At 67.8% G+C, this 18,153-nt stretch carries 23 protein-coding genes; 15 read left to right on the top strand and 8 right to left on the bottom strand.

Annotated elements, in window-relative coordinates; all coding sequences use genetic code 11:
* Nucleotides 1-176: 176 nt before the first annotated feature.
* The 4 genes from DW299_RS05420 to DW299_RS05405 all read right to left on the bottom strand — a co-directional run bounded on the left by DW299_RS05420 (nt 177) and on the right by DW299_RS05405 (nt 4,624).
* Nucleotides 177-1,079, bottom strand: coding sequence for a carbohydrate ABC transporter permease (locus DW299_RS05420; RefSeq protein WP_136028683.1), 903 nt, complete (start codon nt 1,077-1,079; stop codon nt 177-179).
* Nucleotides 1,076-2,002, bottom strand: coding sequence for a carbohydrate ABC transporter permease (locus DW299_RS05415; RefSeq protein WP_205814329.1), 927 nt, complete (start codon nt 2,000-2,002; stop codon nt 1,076-1,078). Before DW299_RS05415 ends, DW299_RS05420 begins: the two co-directional genes overlap by 4 nt.
* Complete coding sequence (locus tag DW299_RS05410; RefSeq protein ID WP_205812626.1) at nt 1,995-3,317, bottom strand: ABC transporter substrate-binding protein; 1,323 nt, start codon at nt 3,315-3,317, stop codon at nt 1,995-1,997. The genes DW299_RS05415 and DW299_RS05410 overlap by 8 nt, the downstream gene beginning before the upstream one ends.
* Nucleotides 3,318-3,472: 155 nt before the next feature.
* On the bottom strand, nt 3,473-4,624 hold the full coding sequence (locus tag DW299_RS05405) for a glycoside hydrolase family 183 protein (RefSeq protein ID WP_136035975.1): 1,152 nt from the start codon (nt 4,622-4,624) through the stop codon (nt 3,473-3,475).
* A 337-nt stretch (nt 4,625-4,961) separates the two neighbouring features.
* On the opposite strand from DW299_RS05405, the gene DW299_RS05400 reads away from it, so the two are divergent.
* From DW299_RS05400 to DW299_RS05350, 11 genes are all read left to right on the top strand, one after another.
* Nucleotides 4,962-5,480, top strand: a complete 519-nt coding sequence (locus tag DW299_RS05400) for a hypothetical protein (RefSeq protein WP_136035974.1) — start codon at nt 4,962-4,964, stop codon at nt 5,478-5,480.
* 190 nt (nt 5,481-5,670) lie between these two features.
* A complete protein-coding gene (locus tag DW299_RS05395) occupies nt 5,671-5,913 on the top strand; it encodes a hypothetical protein (RefSeq protein WP_136035973.1) in 243 nt (80 codons plus the stop codon).
* A complete protein-coding gene (locus DW299_RS05390; RefSeq protein WP_136035972.1) occupies nt 5,910-6,176 on the top strand; it encodes a hypothetical protein in 267 nt (88 codons plus the stop codon). Before DW299_RS05395 ends, DW299_RS05390 begins: the two co-directional genes overlap by 4 nt.
* Nucleotides 6,173-6,736, top strand: coding sequence for a DUF2247 family protein (locus tag DW299_RS05385; RefSeq protein ID WP_136035971.1), 564 nt, complete (start codon nt 6,173-6,175; stop codon nt 6,734-6,736). Before DW299_RS05390 ends, DW299_RS05385 begins: the two co-directional genes overlap by 4 nt.
* 55 nt (nt 6,737-6,791) lie before the next feature.
* Nucleotides 6,792-7,064 carry a hypothetical protein gene (locus tag DW299_RS05380; RefSeq protein ID WP_136035970.1) on the top strand — a complete coding sequence of 91 codons (273 nt, stop codon included), beginning with the start codon at nt 6,792-6,794 and terminating at the stop codon, nt 7,062-7,064.
* Nucleotides 7,065-7,075: 11 nt separating this feature from the next.
* Nucleotides 7,076-7,774, top strand: coding sequence for a hypothetical protein (locus tag DW299_RS05375; RefSeq protein WP_136035969.1), 699 nt, complete (start codon nt 7,076-7,078; stop codon nt 7,772-7,774).
* Nucleotides 7,746-8,327, top strand: coding sequence for a hypothetical protein (locus tag DW299_RS05370; protein WP_136035968.1), 582 nt, complete (start codon nt 7,746-7,748; stop codon nt 8,325-8,327). The genes DW299_RS05375 and DW299_RS05370 overlap by 29 nt, the downstream gene beginning before the upstream one ends.
* Nucleotides 8,328-8,448: 121 nt before the next feature.
* Nucleotides 8,449-8,850: a hypothetical protein gene (locus tag DW299_RS05365; protein WP_136035967.1), complete on the top strand. Its 402-nt coding sequence runs from the start codon at nt 8,449-8,451 to the stop codon at nt 8,848-8,850.
* A complete protein-coding gene (locus DW299_RS05360; protein ID WP_136035966.1) occupies nt 8,835-9,350 on the top strand; it encodes a hypothetical protein in 516 nt (171 codons plus the stop codon). The genes DW299_RS05365 and DW299_RS05360 overlap by 16 nt, the downstream gene beginning before the upstream one ends.
* A gap of 34 nt (nt 9,351-9,384) precedes the next feature.
* On the top strand, nt 9,385-9,969 hold the full coding sequence (locus tag DW299_RS05355; RefSeq protein ID WP_136035965.1) for a hypothetical protein: 585 nt from the start codon (nt 9,385-9,387) through the stop codon (nt 9,967-9,969).
* 20 nt (nt 9,970-9,989) lie between these two features.
* Nucleotides 9,990-10,220, top strand: coding sequence for a hypothetical protein (locus DW299_RS05350; RefSeq protein ID WP_136035964.1), 231 nt, complete (start codon nt 9,990-9,992; stop codon nt 10,218-10,220).
* Nucleotides 10,221-10,280: 60 nt separating this feature from the next.
* Here the strand turns inward: DW299_RS05350 and DW299_RS05345 are convergent, their stop codons facing one another.
* From DW299_RS05345 to DW299_RS05335, 3 genes are read right to left on the bottom strand one after another with little or no spacing between them, the layout of a single operon-like run.
* The gene (locus tag DW299_RS05345) at nt 10,281-11,645 is read right to left on the bottom strand and encodes a type 2 periplasmic-binding domain-containing protein (RefSeq protein WP_136035963.1); all 1,365 of its coding nucleotides are present in this window, start codon (nt 11,643-11,645) and stop codon (nt 10,281-10,283) included.
* Between the two features lie 30 nt (nt 11,646-11,675).
* Nucleotides 11,676-12,629: a carbohydrate ABC transporter permease gene (locus DW299_RS05340; protein WP_136028698.1), complete on the bottom strand. Its 954-nt coding sequence runs from the start codon at nt 12,627-12,629 to the stop codon at nt 11,676-11,678.
* Nucleotides 12,629-13,549 (bottom strand): carbohydrate ABC transporter permease, encoded by a 921-nt coding sequence (locus DW299_RS05335; RefSeq protein WP_136028699.1) that lies wholly within the window; start codon nt 13,547-13,549, stop codon nt 12,629-12,631. Before DW299_RS05335 ends, DW299_RS05340 begins: the two co-directional genes overlap by 1 nt.
* 295 nt (nt 13,550-13,844) lie before the next feature.
* Between DW299_RS05335 and DW299_RS05330 the strand changes: the two genes are divergently transcribed.
* Genes DW299_RS05330 through DW299_RS05315 form a run of 4 tightly spaced genes read left to right on the top strand, consistent with a single transcriptional unit; the run spans nt 13,845 to nt 17,697 of the window.
* On the top strand, nt 13,845-15,002 hold the full coding sequence (locus DW299_RS05330) for a PP2C family protein-serine/threonine phosphatase (RefSeq protein WP_136035962.1): 1,158 nt from the start codon (nt 13,845-13,847) through the stop codon (nt 15,000-15,002).
* On the top strand, nt 14,999-16,963 hold the full coding sequence (locus DW299_RS05325) for a glycosyltransferase family 2 protein (RefSeq protein ID WP_136035961.1): 1,965 nt from the start codon (nt 14,999-15,001) through the stop codon (nt 16,961-16,963). Before DW299_RS05330 ends, DW299_RS05325 begins: the two co-directional genes overlap by 4 nt.
* Nucleotides 16,947-17,279: an STAS domain-containing protein gene (locus DW299_RS05320; protein WP_025102664.1), complete on the top strand. Its 333-nt coding sequence runs from the start codon at nt 16,947-16,949 to the stop codon at nt 17,277-17,279. Before DW299_RS05325 ends, DW299_RS05320 begins: the two co-directional genes overlap by 17 nt.
* Nucleotides 17,269-17,697, top strand: a complete 429-nt coding sequence (locus DW299_RS05315) for an ATP-binding protein (protein WP_136035960.1) — start codon at nt 17,269-17,271, stop codon at nt 17,695-17,697. The genes DW299_RS05320 and DW299_RS05315 overlap by 11 nt, the downstream gene beginning before the upstream one ends.
* Before the next feature lie 4 nt (nt 17,698-17,701).
* Here the strand turns inward: DW299_RS05315 and DW299_RS05310 are convergent, their stop codons facing one another.
* Nucleotides 17,702-18,142: a DoxX family protein gene (locus DW299_RS05310; RefSeq protein WP_136035959.1), complete on the bottom strand. Its 441-nt coding sequence runs from the start codon at nt 18,140-18,142 to the stop codon at nt 17,702-17,704.
* Between the last annotated feature and the right edge of the window lie 11 nt (nt 18,143-18,153).

Here is an 18,153-nt window from a genome sequence, read left to right as displayed (position 1 = left end):
GGGTTCTTCCCTTCTGGGGTGGGGGTGTGTGCGGCGCGCGGCCGGAAGGCGCAGCAGCACCGGGTCGACCGCAGCGGGAGCGAAACCGGCGGCACGGGCGGCCGCCGTCGCGTCGGCAACGCCCGCGGAGCCCGCAGCACCAGACCCCGCCGTGCGAGTACGCGGATCCACCCTGCTCATCCCTTCAGCCCCGTCGATGCGACGCTCTCCACGATCTGCCGCTGGAAGGCCAGGAACACCACGAGCAGCGGCACCACGACCATGGTGATGGCGGCGAACACGATCACCGCGGGTGCGGCGCCGAAGCCGTTCTGCAGCGTGACGAGCCCGAGGGGCAGGGTCATGTTCTCCGGGCTGGACAGGAAGATGAGCGGCCCGAAGTACCCGTTCCACGAGGCCTCGAACCCCAGGATCGCGAGGGCCGCGACCGCGGGGGCCGAGAGCGGGATGAGCATCCGGAACAGGATCCACAGGTGTCCGGCACCGTCGAGCCGCGCGGCCTCGTCGAGCTCGCGCGGGATCGTCTTGAAGTACTGCGACAGGAAGAAGATCTGGAACACGTTGATCAGCGCGGGCAGCCACAGCGAGGCGAGGGTGTCGACGAGTCCGAGCTGTCGCATCATGATGAAGATCGGGATGATGACGAGCTGTCCCGGCACCATGAGCGCCGACAGCATCACGACCAGCAGCACGCGGCTGCCGCGGAAGTCGATGCGCGCGAACGCGTAGGCGGCGAGCACCGAGAAGAACAGCGCTCCGACGGTGGAGATGAGCGCCAGCGCGAGCGAGTTGCCGAACTGCTGGAAGAACGGCATGTACTCGAACACGTCGGCGAAGTTCTGCGTGGTGAACGGGATCGGCAGCCAGCGCGGCGGGTCGGCGAACGCGAACTCCGGCTCGGTGAAGCTCTGCACGATCAGCCAGAACAGCGGCGACAGCATCAGGATGCCGAACACGACGAGCACCACGTCGACGATCACGCCGCCGACGGTGGGGCGGTGACGGCGGCGGCGGCGCTGTCGTTCGACGCGGGTGAGCACGTCGGTCCGCGGCTCCACGGTGGGGGGAAGAACGGTCATGATTCGTGCACCCACTTCCGTCGGCCGAGGAACTGCAGCACGGTGACGCCCATGATGATGACGAACACGAGCAGGGCGACCGCGGCGGCGTACCCCATGTCGAAGGCCTGGAAGCCCTTCTCGTAGAGGTACATGATGATCGTCGTGGTGGAGTTCTGCGGTCCGCCCTTGGTGATGATCTGGATCGGGTCGAAGATCTGGAACGCACCGATGAAGGTGATGATCGTGGCGAAGAACATGGTGGGCGACATGAGCGGCAGCGTCACGTTCCAGAAGATCTGCCACGAGGTCGCGCCGTCGGTGCGGGCGGCCTCGACGAGCTCGGTGGGCACGGTCTGGAGCCCGGCGAGCATGATGATGAACGTGAAGCCGACCGTGTGCCACAGGTCGATGAAGATGATCGCGGGCATGGCCCAGGCGGGGTCGGCGAAGAAGTTGGGCAGCTCGATGCCGAACGTCGCCGCGTACTGCGCCACGTAGCCGAACGTCGGGTCGAGCACGTACTTCCACAGCAGGGCGACCGCGGCCCAGGAGATCAGGAACGGGAAGAAGATCGCGACGCGGGCGAAGTAGCCGAGCACGCGGCTCGCGACCCGGTTGACCGCGAGGGCGAGCAGCAGCCCGAACACCAGGTGGGTGACGATCGAGGCGAACGCGAACACGAACGTGTTCAGCAGCACCTGCGGCAGGATCGGGTCGGAGAACAGGCGCACGAAGTTGTCGGCGCCGACGAACTCCGGGGTGGTCAGCATGTCCCACTTCAGGAACGCCAGGGCGATCGCGAACACGAACGGCCCGGCGACGAAGACGAGGAACAGCAGCAGCGCGGGACTGACGAACATCCAGCCCGCGGTCGCGGTGCGACGCCGCAGGAGCTCTGCTCCCGGGCGCCGCACCGTGGGGGCGGTGGCGATGCTACTCACCGACCAGCTGCTCCAGCTCCGCCTGCGCCGCGTCGAGGGTCTTCTGCGCCTCGCCCTGACCGGCGATGATCGTGCCCCACGCCTCCTCGATGACCTTCTGCGCCTCGGCGCCCTGGTCGATCGAGGGGATCGGGGTGGCGAAGTCCATCGCCTCGCTCAGCCGGATGGTGCCCTCGGGGGCGTTGTCGGTGAAGGCGGGCGAGTTCGCGACCGACTCCCGCGCCGGCACGATGGTGCCGCCGATCTCGGCGAAGTAGCTGCCGGCCTCCTCCGACATGAGGAACTTGATGAAGGTCCACGCGGCCTGCTTGTTGTCGCTGTTCTTGGCGATGTTCCAGGCGTCCCAGCCGACCGGCGAGCCGTTGCCGGTCTTTGTGGGCCAGTTCACGACCACGGTCTTGTCGACCATGTCGAGCTCGCGCACACCGAGCACGGGCCAGCGTCCGCCGCTGAGGATCGCGAGCTTGCCCTGCTTGAACGCGGTGTTGCCGTCGAACTGGCCGCCGGGCTTCGGGGCCAGGCCCATCTCGACGAGGCTGCGGGCGAACTCGGCCGACTCGACCGCCTCCGGGGAGTTGTAGGTGGGCTCGCTCCAGTCGGCGTTGAACGTGCTGCCGCCGTTGGTGGTGAGCCACGGCATCACGTCGACGAAGTAGCCGGAGCCGGCGCCGACGAGGTAGGCGCCGGTCTTCTCCTTGATCTGCTTCCCGGCCGCGACGAACTCGTCCCACGTCCAGTTGCCGTCTTCGGGGATGGCGACTCCGGCCTTCTCGAACACGTCTTTGTTGAGGTACATGGCCATGGTGTTGAACCCGCCGGGGATGAACACGGTCTCGCCGTCGGGGCCCGCCGCGAACTCCTCGTTGAACTTCTGCAGGTTGGGGCTGATGTCGTCCCAGTAGTCGTCGACGACGTCTTGGTCCTGCTCGATGTAGGGCGCGAGGTCGGCGAGGATGCCCTTCGAGGCGAACAGCCGCTGCCCCTCGGTGGCGACCTGGATGATGTCGATCTTCTGCCCGCCGGCGAGACGCGTCGCGACCGTGGTGGAGAACGTGGCCCAGTTGCCGCTGGGGATGCCGACGGCCTTGAGCTTGATGTCGGGGTACTGCTTGTTGAACTCGGCGAACAGCGCGTTGAACGCCTTCTGCTGGTCGGCGTCTCCCATGTAGACGAAATTGAGCTCGCCGCTGTCCGGCTCCCCTTCGGCTCCGGCGCCTCCGCCCCCGCCGCCGCCCCCGGAGCATCCGCTGAGGGCGATGCCCGCCACCACCACGGATGCTGCGACCTTCCACATGCGACTGCGTGTCTTGCGCATTGGTCCTCCTCAGGACGTCACTCGTCTTCGAGTCATGCTGTGTCCCGGCTGCCGCCGGGTGGGGGTGCCGACCAGCTCGCGTCGATCCACTCTGATCGGGTATGCGCCAGGTTATGCGAAATCGATTTCATGCGCAATAGTCGGCGGCGGGCTGCTCATCCGTCGGCGCGGTCGAGGTCGGCGGCGAACCAGAACACGTTGTACGGATCCCAGAGCGAGAGCGTGAAGTAGATGCGCCGACCGTCGTCCGAGACGTACCGCGGGTCGAGGTAGGGGCCGTAGAGCCCCGGGTAGTCGTCGCCGGGCACGAGCTCGATCGGCTCGCCCCAGGGGCCCCACGGGGTGATGCCCTCGCGGATGTAGGCGTTGCCGGCGTCGGAGTAGGTCATGATCCAGCGCTCCAGGTACGTCGACCACATCACCGACAGCTCGCCGATCGTGCCCTCGACGACGACCTGCGCGTCGTCCAGGTCGTCCGACCACACCGGTTCGTCGCCGTCGAGGCCCGCGAAGTACGAGTAGGAGCCCTGGTCCTCCACAGCCTCCTCGGTGGCCGGCACCCGCATCAGCCGCACCTCCCCGAACCGCCCGGAGGGGATCGCCCACAGGTAGATCCAGTCCTCGCCGTCGGCGGCGACGGGGGCTGTCGCGAACTGCACGAAACCGGAGTCACCTGGCCACTCGATGCCCTCGACGGGAGCCCAGGCCTGCCCGTCATCCCGCGAGACGACGAGGGCGGAGCGGTTCGCATCCCACGCGCCGGGGTCGCCCCAGTAGCTCACCGACATGTAGGAGACGTAGATCGTGTCGCCGATCGCGAAGCCCGCGGTGGGGATCTTGGTGACCTCGCCGGAGCCGTTGTTGGGGTCGTGGTCGCCCTCGATCAGCGGGGCCGCGAGCCCGATCCCGTCGGCCACCCAGCCGTCGAAGAAGATGCCGTCGGTCGGGTCGTCGTCGGTCGTCCAGGCGGCCACATTGGAGCGCCACTGCCCGCCCTGACCGCCGGTCGTGCCCGGTGCGCGCTCGCCGAACGTGTCGCCGAAGAAGAACCAGGTGCGGTCGCCCACGGTGGTCATCGAGCCTAGATCGGTGCCCGCCACGCCGACCGCCTCGGTGTCGTTGATGCCCGCCGGTCCGGTCAGCTGCGCGACCTCGGTGAGCCCGGAGATCCCGGTCAGCACGAACGGCTTGTCGGGGTCGGGATCGAGCTCCACGGGCACCCCTCCCCCGGCGCACGCGGCGAGGCTCACCGCCAGGGCGGCGGCGGCGAGCAGGGCGGTCGAGCGACGGGCACGGGTGCGGGACATGCGGCTCCTCGGCGAGCGACAGGGGTGTGGAGGCCGACGATACCGAAATCGATTTCAGTGCACCAGGGCTTTTGTTCGGGGGGCGGAGCGCATCGTGCACGGTCAGCGGCGTCGCGGCTCCACCAGCCGCCGCGGGGGCATGACATAATCTCCCCGTCCAGGTTCGCCGATCCTGGATCCGCGCTTGACCTCAGTCCGAACCTGGCCGCCGACGACGACGTGGCGGCGTCCTCACCCGAAGGGCTACGCATTCGATGACCAGACACGGGCAGGCGGTCGCGCCCTTCTCCGAGCATCTGACACCGCACTCACACTCCGTCGCACCGATCGCTTCCCCGTGATCACGCTCAGTGAGCTGCTTTTCGCCGACGCTCCAGAAGACACGAAGGACGAAGACCCCTTCATTTCCGAAGAGGATGCGTTTCTCGAAGCCCAGGTGAATGCCGTGCACTTCGACGCCATCACCGCCACTCTGGGCATCCTGTGCGATCTGCGGACCGCTCTACAGCTCGACGAAACGAACACGGGGCTTCTCGTTCTGAGAGGCGTGGGTCTGCTGGAGTGGTCCGGTGTCACCGACCGTCACAGGACGTCGTGGAAAGTGGTGGGCTCTTCGGCCCGGTCACTCGACGCGGGACTGGAACTTCATCTCGCATTGACTCCGGGGGCAGATCTTCGGGTCCGTGGGAGGAGCGCTGTCTTCCACTCGCTCGACGTGGCGGCGCTCGGAGAGATTCCCGACTTCGGCTCGCATACGGATCAGGAGGTGCGCAGCATGTCCCCACGGTGGGACTCCGCCGCCCGCGTCGTCCGTACGACACCGTTGGCGCTGGGACCCGGCAGGGCTCCCCGTTGAGTGAAAGGTACGCAATGCCGGAAGGGGAACTGAAGCTCTACCTGAGCTCGAGCGAAGCACTGGTTCTTTACGATTGGTTGGCGTCGACCCATGAGAGAGGCCTACCCGGCCTCGATGATGCCAGCGCTACCGTGCTGTGGGATCTTGAATCTCAATTGGAGCCACTCCTGGTCGATAGCAAGGGGGCCTGATGTCTGCGGATAACTACTTCTCGCTCGGATTGGGGGTCGTCCTCCTCGTTCTCGGCCCGCTCGTGGTGCGCCACCGTCACAAGCTCTTCGACATCACCGCTGACGCCAATCGCGCCCTCGGTGGCGCCCCGGGCCGCGAGGTCGCCAAACGTGGCAGCGCCGCGTGGGTGGGCGCGTGCGGCATCGCACTGATCGTATTCGGGGTCATCGCACTCCTCGCGGGCGTGTTCGTGCGGGTGTGACCGGAATGCAGACGTTCACGGTGGCGTGTATCGCCAGTGGCATCGCCATTCTCCTCGCGGGAGCCATCAAGCTCCTTGCACGAACGCGCCTGCTGGCGTTCGTCCGCGCGCGCTACGCCGCCGTTCTGAGCGAGGATCGGCTCTCCCCGCAGGAGGTCTCCCGGAGAATGCCCCGAATGCGGGGCATCATCGTCATCGCGACCGGGTTCCTGCTCTTCGGTGGCGCCCTGTTGGCCCTGGGGTTGTTTCGAGTGCTGGCATGACCGCAGAGATTGATTGGAGTGCCATGAGCGAGGACCTCCTCAGCATCGATCTGGATGGCGATGACATCACACGCCGGTCACGGATGACGCTGCCCGAATTGGATCTCGGCTTGCGCAGGGGGTGGGTCGGCCCTTCCGAGGGGATACGGGTCGTGGATCAGGCGATTCGCGAAGGTCAGCGGATGCGACCCGAGGTTTTCGAGTTGACAGCGGCCGACGAGTGGAACTTCGCGGAGAAGGTGAGCCGACTCGTCCCCACGCCCACGGAGGAAAGCGACCGAAGTGCCCTGGGTATCTGGACCTACCTTTTCATGGCGTGGCTCTACGACAATCGAGACAGATTCGCCGACGTGCTCGGCATCGTCGAACTTCTGGCTGCAGACCTGGAGTTTCCGCCCGAGATCTCCGGAATGGTGAGGTGGATGCCGCCACCGGAAGGAGAGGAAGTGGGGATCGATGCTCTGATGCGCCACTGGGAACGGTATGTGGCGTCACGCCGCGAGGTGTATTCCGCACCGGAGCGGATGTTGGATGCTCCCCATCGGACCTTTCCCGCATGAGCGGATTCATGCCACAGTGTCGGAAGAAACTCCACCATCGACAGGAGCGGTGAGAATGCCCGACATCAGTGTCGATACCGTCGTTCCGAATCTGCTGGTCGGGGTGCTGGTGATCGTGTTGGGCATTGTGGTGATTCGTCACCGCACCCGTCTCAACGGGTTCATGTTCTCCGCGCAGAAGTCGATGCTCGGCGAGCGGTATGCGCGGGCGTCGGCGGGTCGGCAGACGCCGTGGATGATGGGCACGGTCGGGGTCGGCATCACCTGTATCGGACTGGCGATGACGGCAGCCGGAGTTGCCGGGGCGATCCAGAACATCCTCCTGTGACACGTCGACGGATGTACGGAGCACAGGGATTCGGCGAGCGCGGCTTCCTGTCTTTCCTTCGCGACAACGCGCGCCCTTCCGGTGACGTCGATCGTGAGCTTCTCCGGGCACCGATTCCGGACCTCAGTATCGATCACCTTCCCGAACGGATCGACCCCAACGCGGATGGTCTCTTTCACCTGGCAGCGATCGTCTGGGATGTCGATGAACGTCTGGCGCTGTCGATGTTCCGTGAGGCCGCGAGCGCCGGGTCGTGGGATGCCCTCGCTGCTCTCGGCGAGGGCGAGAACTGGCTGGGTGATCACGACCAGGCGGTGGTGCACCTTCGAGCCGCACTCGATCTTCGCCCGGACGGTCACGCACGGCTGGAGGGTCTACTCGGGGAGAGCCTGGTCCTCACTACGGAACCCGGCGATCCACGAGAGATCGAGCGCCTCCTCACGGCGGGCCTCCAGGAGTCTCCGGAGTTCGCGCTTCCGTTGGCGCGGCTCCTGCTGAGTGAGGGGCTGGTCGAGGAGGGGCGGGCATGGACGGAGTGGGCCGGCGAGGCCGAGGTATACGGAGCGGCGCTCCTCCTCGGCAACCTCCTGAGCGAAACGCCGGACAGCACCGACGCGGCCGAAGCGGCGTACTGGCTCGGGATCGCCACCGGTGACGCGCACAGCGGCCCACAATCTCGCGGTGCTGTTGCAGCAGCGGGGCAACGATGAACGCTCCAGAGAACTCCATCGACTCGCCCGTTCGATGGGCGACCGTCGCCCTTGGACTGACGGGCGGGCCGTCATGATGATCGCGTCGTTCTCGTCCGCGCCCGCGGAGGCGGCTGATGCACAGAGCGCATCGACCGGAGCACGGATCGGGGCACTTCTGTGGGGAGCAACGGCGACCGGACTGTTCGTGCTACTGGGGCACGAGAGCAGCATGTGGTGGATCGGGCTTCCCGTCTACGCATTCGTCGCCGCCGCGCTCGTGCGTTCCGCCTGGCTCGGCGTCTGGGTCTCGCCTGGAGCGGTGAAGGTGGTCTCCTGGTTCCGTACGCAGCGCTTCAGGGCCGGCGAGGTGTCGGCTGTGGAGCTGGTCCCCTACTTCGGCATGGGCGGTGCCTCCGTCGGATGGCTGCCTGTCGTCGGGTCCGTCCGGATGATCGAGGTCGAGATGACGAGCGGTCGGCGCGTGTGGCTACCCTCGACCATCGGCAGGCGGAACGGCGTCCTCCGGCTCGCGAGGACGATGCGCGCGGCGCTGGGCCTGAGTATCCATTGACCTCAGCGGTGTGCCGGCGACGAACACCCCGGCGCGGGAAGGAATGCGTGCTTCTCCCTCCCGGAAGCCCGCAGGCCGTTGCCACTGGTTGACCGACCTCACGGTCGGGAATGATGGGGTCGTGGAGACAATCACCCTCGACGACGTCGACGAGCCCGTCCTCGACCTTCATGCGGCGCGCGTCAACGCCGGCGTCTTCGAGGTGGCGGGCTGCGCGGATCTTCAGGGCGGACGACTTCTCTACGAAGCGAGGAAGACCGGCGGACGCAAATTCCCCTCGTTTCGGAGGGCGAGCTGGGAGCGATTTCCCTTCACCGTGACGATCACCGGCGCCAGCCACTTCCACGTCCACGATCCGGAGGGACTCGGCACGATCGTGCTGGACCGCGTGACGCAGCATCCGGGCTCCGTCATCCTGCGCGGTGTGATTCCGGGCGAGATTCACATCGCGAAGACGGAATCCTCGGCGCCGGTGCTCACCATCGATCGAATGATCAGGCCGGACGAATGTCCGCACTCCTGACGGTTGCCTTCCTGACAATGAGTGCGCTTCTGGTGACCTCCGCTACCGTCGTCGCCGTTCATCGTGAACGCGTGGGGCGCAATGTGAAAGCCGCGGGCATGACGGGGCGGCTCACACTGCCTGCATCCACCGTCGGTCTGGGCGTGAGCCTGATTCAGTTCCTCGTGGCGATCGGTTGCTTCGTTCTCGCCGTCTCTCTGCCTCGACGGCTGGGCGATGGCCGAGGTGAGGCATCACTCGTGCGTCTCGGGGAGATAGGGCCGCCGTGGGGTGAGGTACTGACCGTCGGCGTGGTCGCCGTCGGTCTCGCCACCTGCATCACTGGTGCACTCCTGTTGAGCCGATGCTGGTCGCACCGTGCGACGTGGCACACCGATCGCGGCCTGTCAGGGCTTCCGCATCTCGACCGCCGCCTGCTCTACGGCGGGAGTGGCCTTCTCCTGGTCGGCGTGGTGGTCTTCGTGGGCGGCGTGCTCTTTCTCTTCTCGGCCATCACATGACCGACTGCCTCGCCGTCGTGAAAGGAAGGGAACCATGCTGACCCTCGACTACCGGATACATCGGGACGCGAGCGCAGACGACGTGGCGTGGGATCGGATCGACGACGTGTCGCTGGGCTACTGGCGTTTCCTCGGTGACATCGTGCTCATGACGGACGACGCAGACCACAGCATGCGGTGGGGCTGGTTGCCGATACTCGGCTTCGCGCTCCAGATGACGAACGCGGCCCACGTGATCCAGCGCGGTGAACCGCACACGCTGGAGATCCTCGGATCGGAGCGGTGCCTCCACTTCGCCCCGCGAGGCACTCGGATCGAGATCGTCGCCGACGACAGCGAACGGCCGGCCTTCGTCTCGGCACAGGAACTGGTCGAGGCATCGGATCAGATGCTCTCTCGACTACGCGCGGAAGTGGAGGGACGGCACCCGGGCCTCCTCACCAACCGCCGCTACCGCGACCTGCTCTCGTTCGACCCGGAGTATCCGACGCGAGCGACAGAGGCGAACCACCGCGCCGCCGGCGGAGATGATGGCGTGCGTGGAGAATCACCCTCGACGAGGTCTCAGACCTGGCCCTCGGCAGGGACGGTGACATCGACCGATGGAAAGGCGATCTAGGTGAAAGGACTCACCGTCGAATGATCCTCGGCGTTGTTATCGGGCTCGTGATCGTGACGGTCGGAGTCGCACTTCTTCTCGCCAGGCACGCGTTCTTGCGGTTCGCCCTGCGGTGGTTCCGACGGTTCTACGGTCAGCCCGTGGCCGACACGTTCGAGCATCGCGGAGAGAAGGGGATCCTCGTCGGCGGCGCCGGATTCATCGTGTTCGGGATCGTGCAGATCGTCGTCACCGTTGTCGGGCACTCCTAGCGATCACCATCACAACCGTGGGTGGGGGCGAAGCCGCCCCCACCCACGCCCCTCCGGGGTTCAGCCCGCCGTGGCGTTCTCGTAGGCGCGCATCGCGGCGTCCTGCGCATCCTTCAACGCGTCCTCGGGCGACTTGTCGCCGAGCAGCGCCGCGGTGATGGCGTTGTTCAGCTCGTTCTGGATCTCCTGCCCCGCGGGCGACGAGCCGAACGACTTCCCGTAGTCGACCACGTCGTAGTACGTGGAGATCACCTGGTCGAAGCCGGCGTTGCCGCTCTCGGTCACGAACTTCTCGCGGATGGCCTGGTCGGCCGAGGGCGAGCCGGTGAACAGCCCGGTGTTGATGCCGCCCTCCTCCTCGATGGTCTTCGCCCGCGCGTCGCCCGCCGCCATCCACGCGTCGTCCGAGGTGAGGTTCACCATCCACGCGCACGCTGCCGCGGGATTCTTCGCCCCGACGGGGATCACGAACGCCGTGCCGGACGCGACCGAGAACGGCTCCCCGTCGCTGTTGAGGAACGGCACCGCCTCCAACTGGATCTGGTCGGCATAGGGGCTGAGCACGTTGGGATACCACTGGGCGTTCACCTGCGAGCCGACCTGCTTCGCCACGAACTGGTTCTGGTCGCCGAACGCGTCGAACGAGTCAGTGAAGCTCTTCACCGCCGCGAAGCCGCCCTGCGCGTCGGTGATCTGCTTGAGCATCTCGATGCCCGCGACGTTGCTCGGGTCGTCCAGGGTGGGAGCGCCGTCGGCGTCGTTGAGCTGACCGCCCATGCCGAGGATCCACAGCCCCGCCTGGCCGGTGGCGACCGGGTCGAAGCCGAGCCGCGACGGCACGCCGCCCGACTCCTGGTACATCTTCGCGATCGCTCCGAGCAGCACGTCGGGCTGCGAGGTGTCGATCTCCTCCGCGGTCACCCCGGCCTCGTCGAGCACGGCCTTGTTCAGCAGGATCGCCGGCGGCTGGTAGAACTGCGGCACCGCCCACACCGCATCCTCGTAGGTCACGTCGTCGACCACGAACGGGTACCAGTGGTCGCGCGGCGTCACGTCCTGCGCGGCGAAGCACTCGTCGAGCGGCATGATGAGGTCTTGCGCGGCGTAGGTCGTGACGTAGCGGCGGTCCATCTGCACCACGTCGGGCACGTCACCGCTCGCGATGCGGGTGGTGAACTTCTGCGCGTCGAAGGCCGTCGCGTCGAGGTCGACCTTCACGTCGCTCAACTGCTCTGCCGCATAGTCCATGCGCGAGGTGCCGACGTCGTCGGCGTTCTCGAACCCCCACGCCTTCAGCGTGCCGCTCGGCTCCGCACCGAAGTCGGCGTCGGCGGCCTGGTCTCCCCCTCCTCCCCCGCCGCAGCCGGCGAGGACGAGGATGGATGCGGCGGTGACCGCGGTGATTCCCCACATGCGTGTGCGCATGACTGCTCCTTTTCGATCGGTGGTGCGTTGTCAGCCCTTGCGCCCCTGGGTGGCGACGCCCTCGATGAAGGAGCGCTGCCCGAAGGCGAAGAGGATGAGCATCGGCAGCGTCACCAGCAGCGACGCGACCATGACGTACTGGTAGTCGCCGTGGCCTCCCGCTGTGGGGCTGTACTTGGTCATGGCGTAGGCGATGCCGAGCGGGGCGGTGAACTGGTCGACCGACCCGGCGTTGAGGTAGATGAGGGCGGCCTGCAGGTTGTTCCAGCTGGCCTGGAACTCGAACAGGAACACGATCACGAACGACGGGATCGACAGCGGCATCGCGATCCGCCAGAACAGCCCCCACGCGCTCGCCCCGTCGAGCCGCGCCGCCTCGAACAGCTCCCGCGGCAGCCCGAGGAAGAACTGCCGCTGCAGGAAGATGTAGAACGCCGACCCGAACAGGTTCATGCCCCACAGCGGCACCCACGTGCCCAGCAGCCCGGTCTCCTTCCAGATCAGGTAGATCGGGATCATGGTCACCGCGCCGGGCAACATCATGGTCGCGAGCACGAGGCCGAACAGCAGGCCGCGGCCGGGGAAGCGGAAGTACGCGAAGCCGAACGCCACGATCGAGCTGGAGATCGCCACGGTCCCCGCGGCCAGCAGGGCGATGGCGATGCTGTTGCCCATCCAGCTCAGCAGCGGCAGCTGGTTCCACACCTCGACGTAGTTCTCCGGCACGAACGTCTTCGGGATGAGGGCGTTGTCGAACACCTCGCCGCGCGGCTTGAGGCTCGCCGCGATCAGCCACACGAACGGGTAGAGGAACAGCAGCCCGAACAGCACGAGGATCACGTTCAGCACGATCCGGCCGGCGAGGCTCTTCGGCTGGTGGAGCCGGCGGCGCCAGCGCCCGCGCGTGGGGACCGTGGTGGTGAACGTTCCGGGGCTCTTCTCCCGCTCGACCTCGACGGGTTCCGGGCGCAGTGTCTGCGACATCAGCGGTCTCCCTCGTAGTAGACGAAGCGGTTGCCGACCTTCACCTGGATCAGGGTGATCAGCATGATGATCACGAACAGCAGCCACGCCATCGCCGCCGCGAATCCGAAGTTGAACTGCCGGAACGCCTGCTGGAACAGGTAGATGGCGTAGAACAGCGACGCCTCCGGCGAGGAGTTGCTCTGGTCGCGCCAGAACAGCAGGTACGCCTGGTCGAAGATCTGGAACGCGGCGATCGACAGCACGATCACGTTGAAGAACATCGCCCCGGAGATCATCGGCAGGGTGATCGAGAAGAACTTGCGGACGGGCCCCGCGCCGTCGAGCGACGCCACCTCGTACAGCTCGACGGGCACGTTCTTCAGCGCCGCGAGGAAGATCACCATCGTCCCAGCGACCGTCCACAGCGTCATCATCACGATGCTCGGCTTCACCCACGCCGGGTCGACGAGCCACTGCGGCCCCTCGATGCCGAACAGCCGGAGGAACTGGTTCACCGCGCCGGAGTTGCCGTTGAGCAGCAGGAAGAACACCGCCGCCGTCGCGACCGCCGGGGTCATCTTCGGCAGGTAGTACAGCACCCGGAAGAACCCGGCGCCCCGGCCGACGCGGTTGAGCAGCATCGCCAGCACCAGCGCGAACACGATCTCCAGCGGCACGGCCATCACCACGTAGAAGAGGGTGTTCGCGAGCGAGACCCCCACCCGCGGGTCGTCGAACAGGTTGGCGTAGTTGTCGATGCCGATCGGGCGGGCGGTGTTCGTGGCCAGGTTGTAGCTGCTGAACGAGATGTAGAGGCTGTAGATCATCGCGCCGGCCGTGAACACCAGGAACCCGATGATCCAGGGCGAGATGAACAGGTACCCCGCGAGGGCCTCGCGGCGGTTGTAGCGATCGCGCGTGCGTGGCGTCCGTGCCATCCACCCGCTCCTTCCCTGCGATGATCCGGCGTACGGGGGCACGCCGGAGAGACCGTGGTGCCCGGGCTGCCGGGCACGCGCGATGCCGGATCGGGGCCGCCCGTGCTGCGCGACGGGGGGAGGCGCAGTCGGCGGTCCGAGCCTTGAATCGGACAGTAGGACCGGAGAAGCGTTTCGCCACGGGGCTTGCGCAGAACCGTTTCCTGTGGTTCACCTGGACGCGCCTTCGACGGCCGCACCACGCCGCCGATATTCCGCCTAGGATGACCGGAAGTGACCGTAGGAGGGGCGGGCGATGTTCGACGAGCGACGGCGCCAGGCAGCGCTCGAGGAACTGGGGATCCTTGACACACCACCGGACGAGCGAGTGGACCGGGTGGCGCGACTGGCGAAAGAAATGTTCGGGGTACCGATGGTCAGCGTCTCGCTGATCGACCGGGACAGGCAATGGCGCAAGGCGCAGATCGGCCTCGGGGGGAACGAGGCCCCGCGCGAGGACTCGTTCTGCGACTACACCGTGTCGCAGGACCGGACGGTGGTGGTGGAAGACGCGAGCGCCACCGACCTGTTCGCCGAGAACCCGTTCGTCACGGGCGACCCGCACCTGCGGTTCTACGCCGGGCACCCGCTGCACGCCCCGGGCGGAGAGCCCATCGGCACCCTGTGCGTGCTCGACACCGAGCCGCACGTGCTCACCGACTCGCAGCAGGATCTGCTCCGCGACCTCGCGTTCTGGGTGCAGACCGAGCTCGCGCAGGACGCCGACATCGACCACGCCGCGGTCGTGCAGCAGGCGTTGCGGCCCCGCGTGCTCCCCGAGGTCGAGGGCTACACGATCGCGGCCGGCGCGGCCCCGCGCGGCATGCTCGCCGGCGACTACTTCGACTTCTCGCGGCACGGCGACGCCCTGCGCGTGACCCTTGCCGACGCGATGGGCAAGGGCACCGGGCCCGCGCTCGTGGCGGCCACGGTGCGCGCGTCGTTGCGCACGGCCCCGGAGCGTCCGCTCACCACGGCCGTCGCCGACGTCGACCGGCTCCTGGAGGACGACCTCGCCGACACCTCGATGTTCGTGACAGCGGTGGTCGCCGAGCTGCAGCCCTCGACCGGTGAGCTGCAGGTGATCGATGCGGGGCACAGTCTCGCGTTCGTGATCCGCGCCGACCGCTCCTGGACCCCGCTGCGCTCCACCAATCTGCCGCTGGGCATGGGCATGGGCGTCGCCGACCCGCGGGAGCCGATCACGACGACGCTGGAGGAGGGCGACACCTTCATCTGCTGCAGCGACGGCCTGCTCGACGTGCTCGACGAGGACGACCCCTTCGCACACGTCGACCGCGTGCTCGCCGCACTCGGCCCCGACGGCGCGGTGCAGGAGGCGCTGCGGCTGGCGAACTCGGACGAGCGCGCCACCGACGACATCACCGTCGTGGTGGTGCGGAGGGACTCGTGACCGCCCGGTTCGCGACCATCCGCATCCTCGCGCTGCTGTCGGTGCTGCTCGGCGTCAACTACGTCGCCTGGCGCTGGCTGGAGTCGGTGAACTGGTCGGCGTGGTGGATCGCCGTGCCGCTCGTGATCGCCGAGACCTACAGCCTCATCGACACGTTCCTGTTCTGCCTGACGATGTGGCGCGCCAAGGAGCGCCCGGCCCCGGTGTCGCCGCCGCAGGGCACGGTCGACGTGTTCATCACCACGTACGACGAGCCGATCGAGCTCGTCATGACCACCGCGCGGGCCGCGAAGCGCATCGCCTACCCGCACACGACGTGGATCCTCGACGACGGGGCGCGCCCCGAGCTCGAAGCCGAGGCCCGCGCCGCCGGTGTCGCCTACCTCACCCGCTCGGAGGACTGGACGGGAAAGCCCCGGCACGCCAAGGCCGGCAACCTCAACAGCGCCCTGTTCCAGACCGACGGCGAGTTCCTGCTCATCCTCGACGCCGACCAGGTGCCCGACCCGCTGATCCTGCACCGCACGCTCGGCTACTTCGCCGACGACCCCGAGGTCGCGCTCGTGCAGACGCCGCAGTGGTTCGTGAACGTCGACGAGGCCGACCCGCTCGGCAGTCAGGCACCGCTGTTCTACGGCCCCATCCAGCAGGGCAAGGACGGCTGGAACGCCGCGTTCTTCTGCGGCTCCAACGCCGTGCTGCGGCGTGAGGCGCTCATGCAGCTCGGCATCGTCGGCTACGTGCGCGAGGTGACGGAGTCGGCCGCGAAGGCGCTCAAGACCTCCGAGACCCTGATCGCGAAGGAGGCGGAGGCCGCGACCGACCCCGCCCTGGCGACCGAGCTCGGGGCGCTGCGCATCGCGATCTCGCGCGGCCGGAAAGACCTCGCCGCCGGGGAGTCGGTCGCCGAGGTGGCGGCACGCGTGGGCGACGCCGTCGACAACGCCTCCCGCATCCTGGTCGCGCACGACCTGGACGGCATCCGCGCCGACCTGGCCGAGATCGGCGCGCTGCCGATGCAGCACGATGCCGAGCTCGGGCTCGTCGTGGTCGACGAGGCCGGGCTCGACGCCCTGGCGGCGTCGGACCTGTCGCCCATCACCGCGGTGGAGGCCGTGCGCGGACTGCTCGACGCGCTGCGGCTCGACCGCGGTGACGAGGCGCAGCCGATCCTCCCGCTCGCCACGATCTCGGTCACGGAAGACATGGCGACCGCGATGCAGTTGCACGCCCTCGGCTGGCGCAGCGTCTACCACCACGAGATCCTGGCCCACGGGCTCGCCCCGGAAGACCTGCGCACCATGCTCACGCAGCGCCTGCGGTGGGCACAGGGCACGCTGCAGGTGATGCTGCGCGACAACCCGCTCGCCAAGCGCGGCCTCTCGGTCGGGCAGCGGCTGATGTACTTCGCCACGATGTGGAGCTACCTGTCGGGCTTCGCGGCGATCGTCTACCTCGCCGCGCCCGTGATCTACCTGGTGTTCGGGGTGCTCCCGGTGACCGCGTGGTCGGTGGACTTCTTCGCGCGGTTCCTGCCGTACTTCCTCATCAACCAGGCGCTGTTCCTCGTGGTCGCGAAGGGCGTGAAGACCTGGCGCGGCCAGCAGTATTCGCTCGCCCTGTTCCCGGTGTGGATCCGTGCCTGCTGGACGGCCTTCGCGAACGTCGTGCTCGGCCGGCCGCTGTCGTTCGCCGTCACCCGCAAGGACGGCCGCGACCCGCGCGGCGTGCCGTGGGGCGAGATCTGGCCGCAGCTCACCGCCATGATCGTGCTCGCCGTCGCGCTCGTGATCGGGGTGGTGCGGGTGTTCCTCGGCACGGCCGACGGCACGGGCACTCTCGTCAACACCGCCTGGGTGCTGTACGACCTCGTCGTGCTCAGCGTGATCATCCAGGCCGCCCGGTACCGCGGTCCCGCCGCGGCCATCCTCGAGAAGGAGTCGAATGAACGTCAGCACTGACACCAGGGACGGCTACGCCGTCGTCGCCATCACAGGGCGCCTCACCGCGTCCGGCGCACCCCTGCTGCGCAACGCCGTGAGCGACCTCGTCGCCGCGGGGCAGCCGCGCATCGCGATCGACCTCAGCGGCACCGAGTTCGTCGACTCCTCGGGCCTCGGCGCCCTCGTCGGCGGGCTCAAGAGCGCCCGCGTGGCCGGGGGCGACCTGCGGATCGCGGCCGTGCCGGAGGCCGTGCGCACGGTGCTCCACCTGACCAACCTGGATCGCGTGCTGCGCGACTACCCGACGCCGGAATCGGCGTTCGATGGCCGCTGAGGTCCGGGCGTTCCACGTCGACGGGCCCGCCGGGCTCGCCCTGGTCGACAGCGCGCTCGACGCGCTCGACCGGCTCTGGGTCGATGGTCCGGAGATCCCCGCCGAGGACCAGGTGCTGTTCGCGCTGGCCGTCAGCGAAGTGACCACCAACATCGCGCAGCACAACGAGCGCACCGACGTGGTGTTCAGCGTCGACGTGCGTGTCTCGGCGGACGAGCTGCGCGCCTACATCCGCGACACCGCGCCGCCCGCCCCGATCGACTGGGACACCGTGTCCATGCCGGGCGAGGACAGCGAGAGCGGGCGCGGCCTGGCACTGTCGCAGGCCGCGCTCGACGAGTTCCGGCACGTGCCGGGCGACGCCGGAAACACGTGGGTGCTGGTGCGACGGGTCGGCGTCGACCGGGGCGAGGGCTGAGCGGTCAGGCGAGCCAGGCGGGAGCTCGGCCCCGCAGCACGGCCCCGTCGATCGAGAAGCGCCCGGCACCGGTGAGCGCGAGGGCCAGAGCGGCCGCGCCCAGCACGGCCACGAACTCGTAGCCGCCCTCGCCCACCCAGAGACCGGCGGGCAGGTGCACGAGCACGAGCGCGACCAGCATGTCGATCGCGAGCACCACGCCGACCGGGCGGGTGAACAGCCCGAGCATCAGCAGGATGCCGCCGATCAGCTCGACGAAGGCGACCACGGGCGCGGCGATCTCCGCGAACGGCACACCCATGCCGGCGAAGCTGCCGATGGTTCCGGGGATCGTGTACTCGAAGATCTTCTGGGCGCCGTGGGCGGCGAAGATCGCACCGGTGACGACCCGGAGGATCAGGAGTCCCAGCGAGGGGGCGGGGCGGTGGGCAGTGGTGTTCGTCATGAGGAGTTCTT

This window comes from Microbacterium sp. K35 (assembly GCF_004794375.1).
In the GTDB taxonomy this organism is placed as follows: Bacteria; Actinomycetota; Actinomycetes; order Actinomycetales; family Microbacteriaceae; genus Microbacterium; species Microbacterium sufflavum.
This window is presented reverse-complemented; position numbering and strand designations above follow the sequence as displayed.